A 14,929-nucleotide genomic window follows, 5' to 3' on the forward strand; every position below is an offset into this window, starting at 1 on the left:
GCCAATGCGCAATTCTACCTTGGCTTTAGTCGGTCGCGCCGTTATCCTCGCGTCATAGTATAAGTCATGACGTTTATGCGCCTTGTTTACACCTTAATCTTATTGTTGAGCCTGCCTTTTCTTATGTTAAGGCTGTATCGGCGTGGCCGGTTGTTGCCGACCTATCGGCAGCGCTGGCTAGAGCGACTGGCATTAGGTTTGCCTCAAGCGTGCGACGCAGATCGAGTGATATGGATTCATGCCGTCTCAGTGGGTGAGGTCGTCGTCGCGTCGAAATTAATTCAATGTTTACAGCGCGATTACCCCGATCATGGTTTGTTGGTGACTACCACAACGCCCACGGGTTCTGAGCGCTTGCAGCAACTTTGGGGTGATCAAGTCCAGCACTGCTACTTGCCGTGGGACTTACCATGGGCAATGGCGCAGATGTTTAGACGCTTTAATCCCCGCGCGGTGCTGTTAATTGAAACCGAGATATGGCCAAACCTAGTCGCGCAGGCCGCTGCGAGGGCTGTCCCGGTCGCCTTATTAAATGCTCGTCTATCGGCAAGGTCGGCTCGTGGCTACGGACGATTCGGAGCCCTGCTGAAACCGACATTGCGATCACTCGATTTGATTGTGGCGCAGACTAAAGCCGACGCTCGGCGTTTTATGGCCTTGGGCGTTGAACCTTCGCGCTTGGCCATCTCGGGAAACATAAAGTTTGATCAACATCTCACGCCAGAACTACACGCAGAGGCTGCACAAATTCGCGCACAGTGGGGCGGAGGTACGCGTGATGTGTGGTTGGCGGCCAGCACGCACGAAGGCGAAGAGCAGCAAGTTTTGCGCGCTTATGAATTGCTCGTTAAACAACACCCCAAAGTCTTGCTATGTATCGTGCCGAGACATCCAGATCGCTTTGATCGGGTATTCCAAATGGCGCTTGCAGCGAATCCGAAGACGATGCGTCGTTCTTCAAACCCCGCCATTGAGGCCGGTACGCAGATTGTTGTGGCAGACACTATGGGCGAGTTGGTGCCGATGCTAGGTGCTGCCGATGTCGTTTTTATGGGCGGGTCTTTAGTGCCGACCGGAGGCCACAATATGCTAGAGGTGGCGCAATGGGGTGTCCCGGTGGTGTCTGGGCCACATACATTCAATTTTGCTTATGCTAGCCGCTTGCTCATAAAAGCTCAGGCCATGTTAATTGCAAAAGACGCGGAGGAGTTGGCGCTTGTCGTTTCGGGTTTGCTTGCCAATCAAACTAACCGTCATAGGATGGGTCTGCGCGGCCAAACGGCGGTGGCAGGGGAGCGAGGCGCATTGGAGCGCCTCGTACAAGCAATAAGGCCCCTATTGGCCTGATTGGGTAACCGCTTTGGGTGCTTCGAGGTACTTGCTCAAATCCGCGACATCTTTGGGACTTAACAAGCCGGCTTGCTGTTTTAGGCGAAGTTGGTTCAGTACATAATCGTAACGTGTATTCGCGTAATCGCGCTCCGCCGCATACAGGGCGTTTTGCGCGTTGAGAACATCAACCACGTTACGCGTGCCGACGTTGTAACCCGCCTGTGTGGCTTCCAGGGCACTTTTAGACGATACAATGGCTTGAGCACGCGCTTTGACTCGCGCCGCGTCACTCAAAACGGTCATGTGTAGCGCGCGAGTCTGTGCGATGGTGTTACGCTGTAAACCAATGCGGGATTCACGCGCAGCGTTAAACTGCTCTGCCGCTCGGCGGCGATTAGCGCTGATCGCTCCACCGGCGAATAGAGGTAACTCTAAGCGCAACCGCACGACGTCTTGCTCTCGATCACTTCTAGGGGGCACGTTAAATACAGAATCTTGCCGGCTGACCCCTTCGGTTTCGAAATCTGAGGTCGAGAATGATCCGCTCAGCGTAGGCGCGTGCTCTAGGCGTTTGGCCTTGGAATTTTGTTGCGCTGCGGTTTCGCCTAAGCGCGAGGCTTTGAGTTGCAGGTTGTTTTCAAGGGCAAAATCTACCCACGCCGCGCGATCGGCCGGCTCTGGCGGCGCGATAGGAAAGTTCGCGCTGAGTGTGAACAAACGCTCGTGTTTCATGTTGGTCAGCACCGATAAGTTTTCCAGTGCGACATCGAGACGGTTTTCATCGGTTAAGCGGCCAACGCGGGCAAGGTCAAAAGCGGCTTGTGCCTCATGTACATCGGTAAGGGCGATCAGGCCGACTTCAAAACGTTGCTGCGTCTGCTCAAGTTGTCGCTCAAGTGCGCGTTCTTGCGCTTTGGAAGCCGCCAAGTTGTCTTGGGCGCGCAGTACGCCAAAGTAGGCTTGCGACACGCGCACAATTAAGTCTTGCTGTTGCGCGGCAAACGTCGCCTCGGCTTGTTCGGTGAGGGATTTGCTGGCTTGGAAGGTAAACCATGCGGGCAAATCGAATAGAGCCTGGCTAAGCGATACGGTGTAGCCTTTCGACGTCGTATCCGAGAAACTCTCGATTTCTTCAATGATACCGTTGCCATTGGCGTCTAGGCCTACCAAGCTATTGGCAACCGTGCTGGTCTCGGTCTCGTTATAGTCATAGCTGGCGCCAACTTGAGGTAACAGCGCCGACTTGGCGAGGGTTTCTTGTTCACGGTCGGCTCTGAATTGTGCCGCGTAGGCTTTGAGCTGCGCGTCGTTTTCTAAGGCCAATTCGTAGATATCTTGAAGTGATTGCGCATGGCCTACCGTGGCGGAAAATACCAGTGCCGCGAAGGTTGAAGTAAGTAACCGGAGCTTCATTATTGGGCCCTTGTTCAAAAGGTTTAGTTTAACAGCGCTACGCGCACAAAGCATGCACGTTGTGTAAGTCATATACGCAGACTGCCCCACTTTTGATTCATATCAGCGCAAAATAGGTGAGCTAGATCACTTTTCAAAGGTGCGGTACTTCCGTTTTTGTAATACCATCATTCACTATCTATGGGCTTATGACATAATCAATGAAGCAATCGACTCGCCAAAGAGCGGTATCAGCGGCCTCGCGTTACAAGTTGAGCTTGTCGTCTTTGCACGCGACTTGCGAATCGAACTACGCTCGGTTTTTGCGCCTATTCCCCGCTTACGAACAATGCAACGAGCGCGTCATTGCCCTAGACCACGCCCGCGTTGTGTTGGCGGTTACCGAGCGCTGTCGCTACACCACGACTTTCAAGATAAAGCAGCTGATCGGCGCTGCGCCCGAGTGGGCCAAAAGCTTCGAGCTCGAAGTGCGCGCTTATCACGACGCCAGAATGTTAGAAGTGCGCTCGTTTCAGGGTAGTCGACACATTCAAGGTCGTTACCAATACCCCAACAAAGCGATGCTGCAAAAAGACGAGAAAGTACAGCAGAACCAATTTGTGGCTGAGTGGTTAGAGCACATTTTGGCCAGAGGTTACAGCGTATCCCAGTTTGATATTACGTGTTCGCAGCAATCCACGTTGGGTGATCACGATGACTAGTTTACTCGACACCATCGTCATCGAGCACGACCCCGCGCAAGCAGTGGACGTGCTGCAAATAACCGATACGCATTTGGGGGTAGAGCCCAATACGCCTCTACTGTCGATGGATACCGATGATTCACTCCTGGCCGTATTAGATTCAGCGGGCAAAGTGTTACCAGCGCCTGATCTCCTGTTAGCCACGGGTGATTTGTCAGACCAAGGCGCCTTGAACGCCTATTTCCGTCTGCGTGATTACACGCGCTCGGTCTGTCAACACCAGTTTTGGCTATTGGGTAATCACGATCATGCCGAAACGTTGCGTCAAGCAACAGACGACAACAAAGATCTAATTCGCAACGATATTCGGGTGGGCGCATGGCAAATTGTGATGCTGAACTCCCAAATTCCGGGGCAGGTGGGTGGCCGCTTAGGCCCCAGACAGTTGGCTTTGCTCGAAGAAGCTCTGCAAGCAGGCGCCGATGCGGGGCTGAACACTCTCGTGTGTCTGCATCATCAGCCCGAGCCCGTAGGCAGCGCTTGGATTGATTCTCAGGCGGTCGTCGATGCCGATGAGATGTTTGCCGTGATCGAACAATACCCAAATGCGAAAGCGGTGCTGTGGGGGCATGTACATCAAGAGGTCGATTATCTGCGCAAGAGCGTACGGATGTTGGCTACGCCCTCTACCTGCATTCAGTTTGCGCGGCATAGCGACGATTTCAAAGTCGATGATTTACCTCCGGGTTTCCGTCATTTACAGCTCTTGCCCGATGGCTCGATTAACACCCAAGTCTACCGCGTCACCGATCGCAGCTTTACCGTTGATTTGGGCTCTTCAGGTTATTTATAAATCCCCTTAAACCCATACCCGCTGACAAAGCTTTGGGCTACACTAGACCCTTGTTTTAGATTATGTGGTAGGTATGAGTCAGTACACAGCACAAGATATTGAGGTCTTAACGGGGCTTGAGCCGGTGCGTAAGCGCCCGGGTATGTATACCGATACAGCGCGCCCAAATCACCTTGCGCAGGAAGTCATTGATAACAGTGTTGATGAGGCGCTAGCCGGTTTTGCGAGCGAAATCGATGTGGTTGTCTTTAAAGACGGTTCGGTTTCGGTCAGCGATAATGGGCGCGGCATGCCCGTGGATATCCACCCAGAGCAGGGCAAGCCCGGTGTGGAGGTTATTCTGTCGACCTTGCACGCCGGCGGTAAATTCTCGAATAAGAACTATCAGTTCAGTGGCGGGTTGCACGGCGTAGGGGTGTCGGTCGTTAATGCGCTGTCTCAGCGTCTGGAAATTACCATCAAGCGCGACGCGCAAGTGTACAGTATGGCGTTTGCGGGTGGCGAGAAGTCCCGCGATCTTGAGGTCATCGATACCTGCGGGCGTCGCAATACCGGTACTACCGTACATTTTTGGCCTGACCCACAGTACTTTGACTCCGTTAATATCTCGATTCCGCGCCTAAAGCATGTGCTCAGAGCCAAGGCGGTGCTGTGCCCAGGTTTGCGCGTGAACTTTTTAGACGATGCCAAGAAAGAATCCGAGAGCTGGTATTACGAAGACGGTCTAAAAGATTATTTGCAGCAAGCAACCGACGGCTACGAAGTCTTGCCCCCTACCCCTTACACGGGCAGTTTTAGTGCTCAGCACTCGGCGGTGGATTGGGCTGTACAGTGGTTGCCAGAGGGCGGCGAGTTGATCACTGAAAGTTATGTCAACTTAATTCCTACGTCTCAGGGCGGTACCCACGTTAATGGTTTAAGAACGGGTTTGCTCGATGCTTTGCGAGACTTTTGCGAGCTCAGAAGCCTGTTGCCTCGGGGTATTAAGCTTGCGCCTGAGGACATTTGGGATCGATGTGCTTTTGTGCTGTCGGTGAAACTCGAGGACCCACAGTTTTCGGGACAAACCAAAGAGCGGTTATCGTCTCGCGAAGCCGCCGCTTTTGTGTCGGGTGTTGCGAAAGACGCTTTTAGTTTGTGGTTGAATCAGGAAACTGAGTACGCCGAACAACTGGCGGAATTGTGCATCAATAATGCTCAGCGCAGAGTGCGCTCGGCCAAAAAAGTGGTGCGTAAAAAAGTGACTTCGGGCCCGGCCTTGCCCGGTAAATTGGCCGATTGTTCGGGTGAAGATCCCGCGCGTGGCGAGCTATTTTTAGTAGAGGGTGACTCCGCGGGGGGCTCGGCGAAACAGGCGCGGGACCGCGAGTTCCAGGCGATTTTGCCCTTGCGTGGTAAAATTTTAAATACCTGGGAGGTCGACTCGCAGGAGATCTTGGCCTCGCAGGAAGTGCACAACATCTCGGTGGCTCTGGGTGTGGATCCCGCGAGCGACGATTTGTCGGGTTTGCGTTACCACAAAGTGTGCATATTGGCAGACGCGGATTCCGACGGTTTGCACATCGCTACATTGATTTGTGCCTTGTTTGTGCGTCATTTCAAACCCCTGATTACCGCGGGCCATGTCTATGTTGCCATGCCGCCTTTGTACCGAATCGATGTCGGGAAAGAGGTTTACTACGCGCTGGATGATAGCGAGAAGCAGGGCATACTGGACCGTATCGAGGCCGAGAATAAACGTGCCAAAGTCAACGTGCAGCGCTTCAAGGGTTTGGGCGAGATGAATCCGCTACAATTACGTGAAACAACCATGGCGCCCGACACTCGACGCTTGGTCCAGCTGCGTTTAGACCACGGTGATGACACCATGCAGGTCTTTGATATGTTACTGGCGAAAAAACGTTCGAGCGATCGTCGTCAGTGGCTTGAAACGAAAGGTGATATCGCGGAAGTGTTGATATAAACCATGGGTCCCTTGCGACATTAGGAGTAGAAGGATGTTAAAGCAGAGCATAATGGCGGCGGCACTGATGTTGAGCAGTGCAGGCACATGGGCAGATTGGCAGCTCGATTCAAGCCAATCCACTCTGACGTTTTTGAGTGATAAAAACGCGGGTGTGGTCGAGCAGCATGCTTTTGAGGTTTTTGATGTGGCGGTCTCAGAAGCTGGAGAGATACGCGCAGACATCGAGCTTGCAAGCGTCGAAACGCGCATCGGTATTCGCAATGAGCGCATGCGCGAGATGCTGTTCAAAGTGGCAGAGTTCCCAAAGGCGACCTTGAGCGGCAACTTGGGCGAGCTCGATTTGGCCTCTTTGGGTGCGGCGCCGCAAATGGCCAGTATTCCATTGACCTTGAGTCTGCATGGTTCTGCTCAGGCGGTGGTTGCCGATGTGTGGGTCAGCCAGGCAGAGGGTGCATTGTACGTGAGCACGGTGAACCCCATTCTAGTGCGAGCTGCTGATTTTGGTTTGGCTGAGGGCGTTGAGGCATTGCGCGTGGTGGCCGGGCTCAAAACCATTGGGCAGACCGTACCTGTGAGTTTTAATCTACGTCTGACTAACGCGCAATAGCGCTTCGTTCGAGTTGCTGGCGCCAGACCTGATACTGGCGATTATTTGGCGCTAACTCGGTAAGTTGGCGCACCGCCTCGAGTGCGGTGCGCGTGTCATCCGCTTCCGCCGCGAACTGCACCAGAGCCTGCAAAGCCTCCTCGTTGTTGGGCCACTTGCGGCTAACGCCTCTGAGTGTTCTTATGGCGTCGTGCAATTTGCCCTGACCGTGCAGCGCGATGGCGTAGGTGTAGCGGTAGCGAGCGGACTCCGCTTTAGCAGCACTCGCCAGTTGCGTTAATCCTTGGCGGTAATCCTGATTGCGGATATGGGCGAGCCCCAAGGCAAACGCAAGGTCAGGGTTATCTGCGATCTGTGTCAGTCCACGTTCGAGCGTATTGATAGCCTCCTGGTTATTGCCAGAGTTTGCCTCGACATCGGCCTTGTTTATGTAGGCTGCTAACAGTTGGGGGTTCTTTGTTAAGGCAGTTTGGTAGCGACGTAATGCCGCTTCGATATTGCCCTGCCGTGTCTCGTAGTCGCCTAAACTGAGATGCTGTTCTGCTTGATCCAAGTGGCGTTCAGCAATGGCGCGATACTCGGTATCGAGAGTACGTAGTTGCTGTGCTTGTGCTGTAGAAAGGTTGACGTCGGCTATGCCTGCGAGCGCAAATGCCAGAGTCAGTCGTACGCTGAGGTCTTTATCCCCCAGTAAAGGTAGCAATAGTTCGTTCTTCAGATTGTCTGGCAGGTTACCGGCTTGGCGCACCGCACTTTGGCGAATTAAGGGATCCGAACTTGTGAGCGCCAGCTGCAGGGTCGTCAGCGCACTTTGATTATTCAATCCCAAGGCGTTGATTGCGCTAGCTCGCCAAATGGCCGGTTGTGCCTCAGACAAGGCGATTTCCTGCAGAGTTTGCTGGCCTTTGGCTTGCCCGAGGCTCGCGGCATGAAAGGCTAGAGTGCGCTCGGTCTGTTGGTCGCGTCGCAACTGACCCCACTCGCTTAAGTGCATCATTGCCCAGTCGGCAGTTTTATCCTCGTGGCATTTGTTGCAGGCGTTGGGTGTGCCGGTGTTGATGGTCAGGTCAGGCCGAGGGATTTGCATGCTATGGTCACGTCGCGCATCGACCCCCATATAGGTTGTTGTGCTCATATGGCAGTCGACACATTGTGCTCCGGCCGAGCTTGGTTGATGGTGATGGTGCTTGGCGGTGTCGAAAACCTCGGGCTGGTGACAGCTGGCGCAAAGCGCGTTGGTCTGCGTGTAGATTTTGCCGCTGTGAGGGTTGTGACAGTCAGTACAGGTGACACCGGCTTGGTACATTTTGCTTTGTATGAAAGACCCATGCACGAACACCTCATCTTGGATTTGCCCGTCGGGGTAGTAAAGGCCCGGCTCAAGTAAAGCTAGGCGATGAGTTTGCGACAGTGCTTGTCCGTGTTGGTAATCACCCAGGTGGCTGCGTCGTGAATGACAGCGCGCGCAGGTGTTAATTTGTGCATCGTTATCGTTCGCAGAGACGCGCTGCGCGATGGCCTTATCGTTAAACGCCCAATGCGCTCTTTGTTTAAGTTGACTTGGCCACGGTGGTGCGGCTTGGCTTTGATCGCCTTGCGCCCATGCCAGATGGGCTTGTCCAGGCCCATGACAGGCCTCGCAACCGACCGATACTTCGCTAAAGGTCGTGTTGTAGCTGTCATTTGCTGCGTCGTAGTTTTTGTTAACGTCGGTCGAGTGGCACTCGGCGCAGGAGTTGTTCCAGTTCTGATACAACCCGCTCCAGTGCAGAGGGTCATTGGGAGCAATGTATTCATCGGGTGTTAAATGATACCAACGCTGCCCCCCTTCGTTGTTTGGGCGCGCATCCCAAGCAACGGTAAAGCTTTGCAATCGCCCGTTATCGGTCGGAATAAGGTATTGCTGTAGGGGATAGACGCCAAAGGTGTAGGCGACTTCGAAAGTCGTTTCACCTGTCTTGGTATCGTCGGTAGTAATAAAGAACCGACCGTCCTCCTGATGAAAACGGCTCGTTTTACCGAACCATGCAAACTCCTCGCCTTCAAAGGGTGCGAGTACGGTCGTACGAGAGGGTTTCGCCATAGCGGCCTGATGGTGGGAGGCACGCCAATCCGTATACTCATTTTGGTGACATAGCGCACAGGCCTCAGACCCTAGGTATTCGTCTGAGGATGCAGGTGCGCTTAGGCTCAGCACATAAAAAACAAAAAGCAGTAAAGGCATGGTTATTAGGCTTTGGGATCAGCCGCAACCCTACCTTAAATAGGCAAATGATGGAATCACCTTACGCGGCAACGGCCTTGGATGTCTGCTGCTGCGGCGCATTAAGCGCAGAGATGCGGACACCTCGCCATAGATCTGCCGCTAGTGATGTGGGAGAGTCGGTTGCACCGGCGCGAATCCAGCGCGCCAAGGTCGCGGCAACATTCGGAAAGTTAATCGATGACTGTTGCCTCAGGTTTTGTAAAAACGCGCTCAAGGCCTCGGGGTCAAGGGTGTCACACACGTTGGCAAGCCCGAGTTGATCTAGCGCTAGGGCGTTACTGCTCTGTTCCATCTGGCCGCGCATTGGGAACGTCAGTACGGGTTTGCCCCATTGCAAACACTCACTGATCAGCTCGAAACCCGAGTTGCAGATGACGCCTTTACAGTTGGCTAGATCGTACTTAAAGCCCTGGTAGTCGGTCGGACAGGTCGTGACATTCGTGAGTGTTTCGCTTTGTACCTCGGGTGAATACTGGCGAAACTCTACTTCAGGATGTGTTTGCAGCCACTGTGTTACGGTTTTTTGATTTTCAAAGGGTAAGTAAACCAGTACATGGTTACCCGTTGTGGGTACGGTCTCTGGTAGGTCAATGATGGGGGGGCAGATGCTCTGACTAAAGGGGTACCAATGCAGACCGACAGATCGGGTTGTAGGAGCGAATAAGCGCATGATGGTTTTTGATAACCCGTTGGCTTTTGCCACAGGTGAGGAGCCATCGAAAGCGTATTGATGCCCAATGCCGATGCACTCGCGCCCTCGCAGCTTGGCGGCCCACGCCGTCACGGGCTCGTAGTCGCTGATTATTAAATCGTAACTACTAAGGTCGAGCTGTATCACATCTCGAATAAAAGCAGGTATGTTGTTGGTGCGTAACGTGTCGAGGTAGTGCAACTTCCCCTCGCGCGAGGCAAAGGTAAGACCGCTGCGCCACTCGAAGTCGCCGAAACACTCCATGTCAAACAGCCGACTTTTGGATCGGCCGGTAAATAGCCAGGTCACATCAAGTTCTGGGTATCGAGCCAGTTCTTTTGCCATTGCTCGCGCGCGGCTAATATGCCCTTGTCCCGTGCCTTGAACGCCATACAAAATTCGCATTAGATAAGCCCCCAATAGGCTGCATTAGTAAAAGCGACGGCTGTACCAAGCAATGCCCCGGCGATGATGTCGCCAGGGAAATGCACGCCTAATACGACGCGTGATAGAGCCACGCAACTTGCCCAAATCAGTAGTACGGGCATAAACCCGCCCACAGCAAGGCTTAACAGAATGGCAAGCGCAAACGCCGCAGAGCTGTGACCGCTTGGAAAGGAAAATCGGTCAGACGCTACAACGATACTGTGAAATCCGTTCAGTTTTTCAGGTGGTCGCAAGCGTTTTAATGAGTTTTTTAGTGGCCAGTACAGTGCGCGTTCGAGTAGCATCGTGGAGGCCAAGGCTAGCACCACTAGCTGGGGCATTGGATGTAGCATCATTAGTACAATAGCGACCAGAATATGTAGCAACCCGTCGCCGGTTTTGGAGAATATCCGCGCCATGGGTACGCAAAAGGTACAACGCGTAAGCCCAGTGATTTTTGCAAACAAGGCGTGGTCGACATTTTGTAGGCTAGATAAAATATTCATAGTGCCAAGAATGCGAGGCGCTGATGGCATTTATGTGACCGTTTTTTGGAGCTTTTATGAAATCTCTCGCGATTTTAAAAACCGATTCGGTGCGACCCGAATGGGCTGAGCGGTTCGGCGAGTACCCGGATATGTTCCAGACGGTGTTAAAGTGGGCTAACCCCAATTTACAGTTTTCGGTGTATGACGTGCAGTTGGGTGAGTACCCCGACCGTAAAGACCAACATGGTGCGTACCTGGTAACCGGCTCGAAAGCGGGTGTGTACGAGGACCATGAGTGGCTGCCGCCATTAGAAAATTTTGTGCGTGACCTGGTGCAGGCTGAGATCCCGCTGATCGGAATTTGCTTTGGTCATCAGTTAGTCGCGCAGGCACTGGGTGGACATGTCGGCAAATCCGATAGGGGATGGGGTGTGGGTGTACATCGTCACCAATGGCGGTCTAAACCCGACTGGCTGCCTATGCCCGCCGACGATTTTAAGGTGTTGGTGAGCCACCAAGATCAGGTGCAGCAAGCGCCGACTGGACTCGAGGTGTTGGCGAGTAGCGACTTTTGCCCCATCGCGGCTTTATACAAGCGCGGTTCTGTACTGACGTTTCAGGGGCATCCAGAGTTTGTGCCAGAGTACTCCCGGGCCCTCATGGTCTCTCGCGAAGACCGGATAGGCGATGACGCTTTGCCCAAAGCCTTGGCCAGTTTAAGCCAAGGCCATGATGGCGACGCCTTGGCCAGCGTCATTGTCGCGTTTTTACAAGACGCTAAATCACCACTCGCCGGTATTGGGCATTGATGCCCAGGGTTCGGCCGGGGGCAGAGATTCGCCAGCTTGCAGCAGTTCGATGGAAATGCCGTCGGGCGATCGCACAAAGGCCATGTGGCCATCACGGGGAGGGCGATTAATGGTGACGCCACCGGCTTGTAAGCGCTCACACAGCTCGTAAATGTTAGCCACTCTGTACGCGAGGTGTCCGAAGTTGCGGCCGCCGGTGTACGCTTCTGGGTCCCAGTTATAGGTGATTTCTACCAAGGGTGCTTTGCGCTCTTTGGCCAGGTCGATATCGTCGGGCGCTGCTAAAAATACCAAAGTAAAGCGGCCCTGCTCGCTGTCGTAGCGATTGACCTCGACAAGACCTAACAAATCGCAAAAGAAATGCAGCGTAGCGTCTAGGTCACTGGCGCGAATCATGGTGTGTAGATATTGCATGGGTTTATCCTAATGGGTCGATAAAAACTGTTTAATCACGTCACGGTAGCTGCGGCTGACCTTGAGCCTAGTGCCATTGCTAAGCGTGAGCGTGTACTCGCCGTTGGTCAACGCTTGAGCGCCCGTTATCAGATTGACGTTGACGATGGTAGAACGGTGCACGCGTAAAAAAACGTCTGGATTGAGCTTTTCGCTGAGCTGGCGCATCGTAATGCGCATAATATGAGTGTTGCCCTGCGCATGCACACACATGTAATCACCGGCAGCATCCACCCACTCGATGTCGGCGACTCGAATTAGGGTGATATCGCTACCGTCTTTAATCGCTATTTTTTCAGGCCAAGTATCGCCTTTCTTTGTATTTTCGGTGTCGGTCGCGCTGATCTCTTTGGGGTGTTTGGTGGTTGCGCTCATCATTAAGTCGAGTAATGCTTGTTTCGAACTGTCACTCTTCTCGAAGCTTAGGCGTTCAGCAGCTCTTGTTACGGCATCGGTTAAGCGGTCAATTTCAACGGGTTTGAGCAGGTAATCGATGGCGTGCACCTTGAAGGCATCGACGGCGTACTCGTCGTATGCTGTGGTAAACACAATTAATGGCAGAGTGTCACTTTGCAGCTTTGCAATGACATCAAAGCCATTCATGCCCGGCATTTGTATATCTAAAAACACGACGTCGGGGTTTAGCTCACCGATCATTTCCACGGCTTCAAAACCATTACTTGCCTGCCCAATGACTTCGACATTGGGCAGTGTCTCTAGACGACGCAGCAAGCCACGGCGGGCCAGCTCTTCATCATCAACTATCAGTGCACGTAGGCTCATGGTTATGCCTCTTGGCTAAAAGGGATGTTAATGGTTACTGTTAATCCGTGTGGAAGCGTAGGCCCTAGTTTTAAACTTTGGCTTCTACCGTAAAGCGCTTTTAGTCGCTCTCGGCAGTTTTCTAGACCAACGCCACTGCCTTTGGGTGTGATGCCCTGACTAAAATCTAAACCGGGCCCGTTGTCAGAAATAATCAACTGCAAATCATCGCCGTCTTTGTGGGCGCTAATGCCAATAGCGCCGCCTTTTACCGACTGGCTAATACCATATTTAATGGCATTTTCGACCAAGGGTTGCAGTATCAAAGAGGGGACCAAGGCATGTTTGACCTCGGGGTTAATAGAGAAAAGGACTTCAAGGCGACTACCAAAGCGCACCTGCTCGATATCTAAATAAAGTTTTAGTGCCGCTACTTCTTGATCGACCGTAATTTGGGTCATGGGGTCGGTTTCTAGCGAGTGGCGCAGAAACCTCGACAGCTTGTTGATCATGTCAGAGGCTAAGTTGGTGTCCTTATCAAGTACCAGGGTCGAAATGGCATTCAAGGTATTGAACAAAAAATGCGGATTAAGCTGGTAGCGCAACATTTTCAATTGCGCTTCGTTGGCCACCGATGCCGCCGTCAGCGCCCGGGCTTTGGCGTCTTGCAGCAAAATATAGTACTTGATTCCGAAGTACAGGGCACTCCAGCCAAACATCACCCAGGCAGCAGAAATCGCGCCTTCTAAATAGCTGTAAAATTCCGCGCTGGATTCAATGCCAAAAGCGGCTTTTTGCTCGGGGAATAGTGAAAAAAAGATGAACGTACGAGCGACCATCCAAAGCACACCCGCAAAATAAGAGCCCAGCAAAAAGGGTAGGACCCTGGCGACAAAACGCATATCCCAGGTCAGACGATAAGCCCAGCGTAAACCCAAGGTCAGGGCCATGCCGACAGCGGCGATGATTGGGACATAGAATCCATAGTTGTCGGGTGGATCACCCCAAACCGTCGCGCCTAAGTAAAACGATAGAGCCCAACCAGCCCAGCCGCCGGCTTGCAGCAACCAAAATAGGCGGTGTTTTTGATCGGGGTCGAGTAGATTCATTGCCAGAGTATAACGGATCGCGTCTGTCTTGCGCGGTTATCTGTCGCAGCGCAGTTTCGATTAATCGTATTTATGAAGCGGCGAATTCGGTTAAGGCGGTACCGCTCAAGCGATACCCAATCCATTCGCTCATGGCAACCGCTCCCACGCTCTCGTAAAACTCGATCGAGGGTGTATTCCAATCCAGCACATTCCATTCAAAGCGCTCACATCCCTCGCTTACCGCTTTTTTGGCCAGATACTTTAGTAAGGCCAGGCCGGCGCCTTTACCGCGGTGTTCGGGCTCTACAAACAAGTCCTCGAGGAAAATGCCGTGTTTGCCACGCCAGGTACTGAAGTTGTAAAAGTACAGTGCAAAGCCTACGTTAGTGTCGCCGATGTCACACAGCACGGCATGAACTCGTGCCTTATCGCCAAACAGGGCGGTGTGTAAATCGTGTTCTGTAGCGACCACCGCATCGGGTTCTTTTTCGTAGATCGCCAGCGCGGTTATAAGCTCAAGAATACGAGGCACGTCTGCAGGCGTGGCCGCGCGAATATCAATCTGATTCATGGTGGAACGTACCTCACTGCATATCCCAGTCTTTGCGCATTTCTAAGTACAAGAACGACGCCGTCCAAGTAATCAAAACCAAACCGGTCAGCGATTCGATGCCCGCTAAAAAACGCAAATGCCCTGTGGGCTCAATGTCGCCGTAACCGAGTGTGGTATAGGTCGTAAAAGAAAAATAGGCGGCGTCAGTGAGAGAACCGTTGAATGCACCACCAAGTTGCCCCCAATTCTCGCCGCGATGCATGTAGTAATACGCGAGTGCAAAAATCCATACCTGCAGCGCATGGGCGATAAGTGATGCAATCACGCCAATGACGATGCGGAAGCGGTGTCGAATCCGCAGCCGCGGTAAGAATTTTGTTAGCCGATACAAGAATTCGTAGTGCAAACCAACGGCTACCGCGACGACTAAACTGTTTGCTATCCAAATATGAATCACGGGGCTCTCCTGTGCGCGTCAGTATACTCGGTATGCTGAAAATTACCTGTTTTAATCCGTTTGGAAATATTGTTTTTTT

Annotated in this window: 15 protein-coding genes; 6 read left to right on the forward strand and 9 right to left on the reverse strand. The window is 52.8% G+C overall.

Annotated elements, in window-relative coordinates; genetic code table 11:
- Nucleotides 1-66 precede the first annotated feature (66 nt).
- Entirely contained in the window at nt 67-1,347 is a 1,281-nt protein-coding gene (waaA, locus tag EYZ66_RS00280; protein ID WP_009574566.1) for a lipid IV(A) 3-deoxy-D-manno-octulosonic acid transferase, read from the forward strand.
- Here the strand turns inward: waaA and EYZ66_RS00285 are convergent.
- The gene (locus tag EYZ66_RS00285) at nt 1,336-2,745 is read right to left on the reverse strand and encodes a TolC family outer membrane protein (RefSeq protein ID WP_009574565.1); all 1,410 of its coding nucleotides are present in this window, start codon (nt 2,743-2,745) and stop codon (nt 1,336-1,338) included. The genes waaA and EYZ66_RS00285 overlap by 12 nt on opposite strands.
- A gap of 200 nt (nt 2,746-2,945) precedes the next feature.
- Here EYZ66_RS00285 and EYZ66_RS00290 point away from each other — a divergent pair, with 200 nt between their 5' ends.
- The 4 genes from EYZ66_RS00290 (at nt 2,946) to EYZ66_RS00305 (ending at nt 6,854) form a co-directional block, all read left to right on the forward strand.
- Nucleotides 2,946-3,446 (forward strand): DUF1249 domain-containing protein, encoded by a 501-nt coding sequence (locus tag EYZ66_RS00290; protein ID WP_009574564.1) that lies wholly within the window; start codon nt 2,946-2,948, stop codon nt 3,444-3,446.
- Nucleotides 3,439-4,281 (forward strand): 3',5'-cyclic-AMP phosphodiesterase, encoded by an 843-nt coding sequence (cpdA, locus tag EYZ66_RS00295; RefSeq protein WP_009574563.1) that lies wholly within the window; start codon nt 3,439-3,441, stop codon nt 4,279-4,281. Before EYZ66_RS00290 ends, cpdA begins: the two co-directional genes overlap by 8 nt.
- Before the next feature lie 73 nt (nt 4,282-4,354).
- A complete protein-coding gene (gene parE, locus EYZ66_RS00300) occupies nt 4,355-6,244 on the forward strand; it encodes a DNA topoisomerase IV subunit B (protein WP_009574562.1) in 1,890 nt (629 codons plus the stop codon).
- A gap of 34 nt (nt 6,245-6,278) precedes the next feature.
- Nucleotides 6,279-6,854, forward strand: a complete 576-nt coding sequence (locus EYZ66_RS00305; RefSeq protein ID WP_009574561.1) for a YceI family protein — start codon at nt 6,279-6,281, stop codon at nt 6,852-6,854.
- Here the strand turns inward: EYZ66_RS00305 and EYZ66_RS00310 are convergent.
- From EYZ66_RS00310 to EYZ66_RS00320, 3 genes are all read right to left on the reverse strand, one after another.
- Entirely contained in the window at nt 6,841-9,078 is a 2,238-nt protein-coding gene (locus EYZ66_RS00310; RefSeq protein WP_050793351.1) for a tetratricopeptide repeat protein, read from the reverse strand. The genes EYZ66_RS00305 and EYZ66_RS00310 overlap by 14 nt on opposite strands.
- Before the next feature lie 61 nt (nt 9,079-9,139).
- The gene (locus EYZ66_RS00315; RefSeq protein WP_009574559.1) at nt 9,140-10,216 is read right to left on the reverse strand and encodes an MJ1255/VC2487 family glycosyltransferase; all 1,077 of its coding nucleotides are present in this window, start codon (nt 10,214-10,216) and stop codon (nt 9,140-9,142) included.
- Nucleotides 10,216-10,773, reverse strand: coding sequence for a phosphatase PAP2 family protein (locus tag EYZ66_RS00320; protein ID WP_050793350.1), 558 nt, complete (start codon nt 10,771-10,773; stop codon nt 10,216-10,218). The genes EYZ66_RS00315 and EYZ66_RS00320 overlap by 1 nt, the downstream gene beginning before the upstream one ends.
- A 26-nt stretch (nt 10,774-10,799) precedes the next feature.
- Here EYZ66_RS00320 and EYZ66_RS00325 point away from each other — a divergent pair, with 26 nt between their 5' ends.
- Complete coding sequence (locus EYZ66_RS00325) at nt 10,800-11,534, forward strand: GMP synthase (protein ID WP_009574557.1); 735 nt, start codon at nt 10,800-10,802, stop codon at nt 11,532-11,534.
- On the opposite strand, the gene EYZ66_RS00330 is transcribed toward EYZ66_RS00325, so the two are convergent.
- The 5 genes from EYZ66_RS00330 to EYZ66_RS00350 all read right to left on the reverse strand — a co-directional run bounded on the left by EYZ66_RS00330 (nt 11,508) and on the right by EYZ66_RS00350 (nt 14,850).
- A complete protein-coding gene (locus EYZ66_RS00330; RefSeq protein WP_009574556.1) occupies nt 11,508-11,948 on the reverse strand; it encodes a VOC family protein in 441 nt (146 codons plus the stop codon). The two genes, EYZ66_RS00325 and EYZ66_RS00330, sit on opposite strands and share 27 nt — an antisense overlap.
- A gap of 9 nt (nt 11,949-11,957) precedes the next feature.
- Nucleotides 11,958-12,770: a LytR/AlgR family response regulator transcription factor gene (locus EYZ66_RS00335; RefSeq protein WP_009574555.1), complete on the reverse strand. Its 813-nt coding sequence runs from the start codon at nt 12,768-12,770 to the stop codon at nt 11,958-11,960.
- Nucleotides 12,771-12,772: 2 nt separating this feature from the next.
- On the reverse strand, nt 12,773-13,858 hold the full coding sequence (locus EYZ66_RS00340) for a sensor histidine kinase (RefSeq protein ID WP_009574554.1): 1,086 nt from the start codon (nt 13,856-13,858) through the stop codon (nt 12,773-12,775).
- Between the two features lie 70 nt (nt 13,859-13,928).
- Nucleotides 13,929-14,411, reverse strand: coding sequence for a GNAT family N-acetyltransferase (locus EYZ66_RS00345; RefSeq protein ID WP_009574553.1), 483 nt, complete (start codon nt 14,409-14,411; stop codon nt 13,929-13,931).
- A 13-nt stretch (nt 14,412-14,424) separates the two neighbouring features.
- Entirely contained in the window at nt 14,425-14,850 is a 426-nt protein-coding gene (locus tag EYZ66_RS00350; RefSeq protein WP_009574552.1) for a potassium channel family protein, read from the reverse strand.
- Nucleotides 14,851-14,929: the final 79 nt, after the last annotated feature.

The sequence above is a fragment of the Aequoribacter fuscus genome, from assembly GCF_009910365.1.
Classification (GTDB): Bacteria; Pseudomonadota; Gammaproteobacteria; order Pseudomonadales; family Halieaceae; genus Aequoribacter; species Aequoribacter fuscus.

What these genes read in the sequence shown, in the direction of transcription:
- waaA (WP_009574566.1), top strand. Translation starts at nt 67, where the DNA reads ATGACGTTTATGCGCCTTGTTTACACCTTAATCTTATTGTTGAGCCTG.
- EYZ66_RS00285 (WP_009574565.1), bottom strand. Translation starts at nt 2,745, where the DNA reads ATGAAGCTCCGGTTACTTACTTCAACCTTCGCGGCACTGGTATTTTCC.
- EYZ66_RS00290 (WP_009574564.1), top strand. Translation starts at nt 2,946, where the DNA reads ATGAAGCAATCGACTCGCCAAAGAGCGGTATCAGCGGCCTCGCGTTAC.
- cpdA (WP_009574563.1), top strand. Translation starts at nt 3,439, where the DNA reads ATGACTAGTTTACTCGACACCATCGTCATCGAGCACGACCCCGCGCAA.
- parE (WP_009574562.1), top strand. Translation starts at nt 4,355, where the DNA reads ATGAGTCAGTACACAGCACAAGATATTGAGGTCTTAACGGGGCTTGAG.
- EYZ66_RS00305 (WP_009574561.1), top strand. Translation starts at nt 6,279, where the DNA reads ATGTTAAAGCAGAGCATAATGGCGGCGGCACTGATGTTGAGCAGTGCA.
- EYZ66_RS00310 (WP_050793351.1), bottom strand. Translation starts at nt 9,078, where the DNA reads ATGCCTTTACTGCTTTTTGTTTTTTATGTGCTGAGCCTAAGCGCACCT.
- EYZ66_RS00315 (WP_009574559.1), bottom strand. Translation starts at nt 10,216, where the DNA reads ATGCGAATTTTGTATGGCGTTCAAGGCACGGGACAAGGGCATATTAGC.
- EYZ66_RS00320 (WP_050793350.1), bottom strand. Translation starts at nt 10,773, where the DNA reads ATGCCATCAGCGCCTCGCATTCTTGGCACTATGAATATTTTATCTAGC.
- EYZ66_RS00325 (WP_009574557.1), top strand. Translation starts at nt 10,800, where the DNA reads ATGAAATCTCTCGCGATTTTAAAAACCGATTCGGTGCGACCCGAATGG.
- EYZ66_RS00330 (WP_009574556.1), bottom strand. Translation starts at nt 11,948, where the DNA reads ATGCAATATCTACACACCATGATTCGCGCCAGTGACCTAGACGCTACG.
- EYZ66_RS00335 (WP_009574555.1), bottom strand. Translation starts at nt 12,770, where the DNA reads ATGAGCCTACGTGCACTGATAGTTGATGATGAAGAGCTGGCCCGCCGT.
- EYZ66_RS00340 (WP_009574554.1), bottom strand. Translation starts at nt 13,858, where the DNA reads ATGAATCTACTCGACCCCGATCAAAAACACCGCCTATTTTGGTTGCTG.
- EYZ66_RS00345 (WP_009574553.1), bottom strand. Translation starts at nt 14,411, where the DNA reads ATGAATCAGATTGATATTCGCGCGGCCACGCCTGCAGACGTGCCTCGT.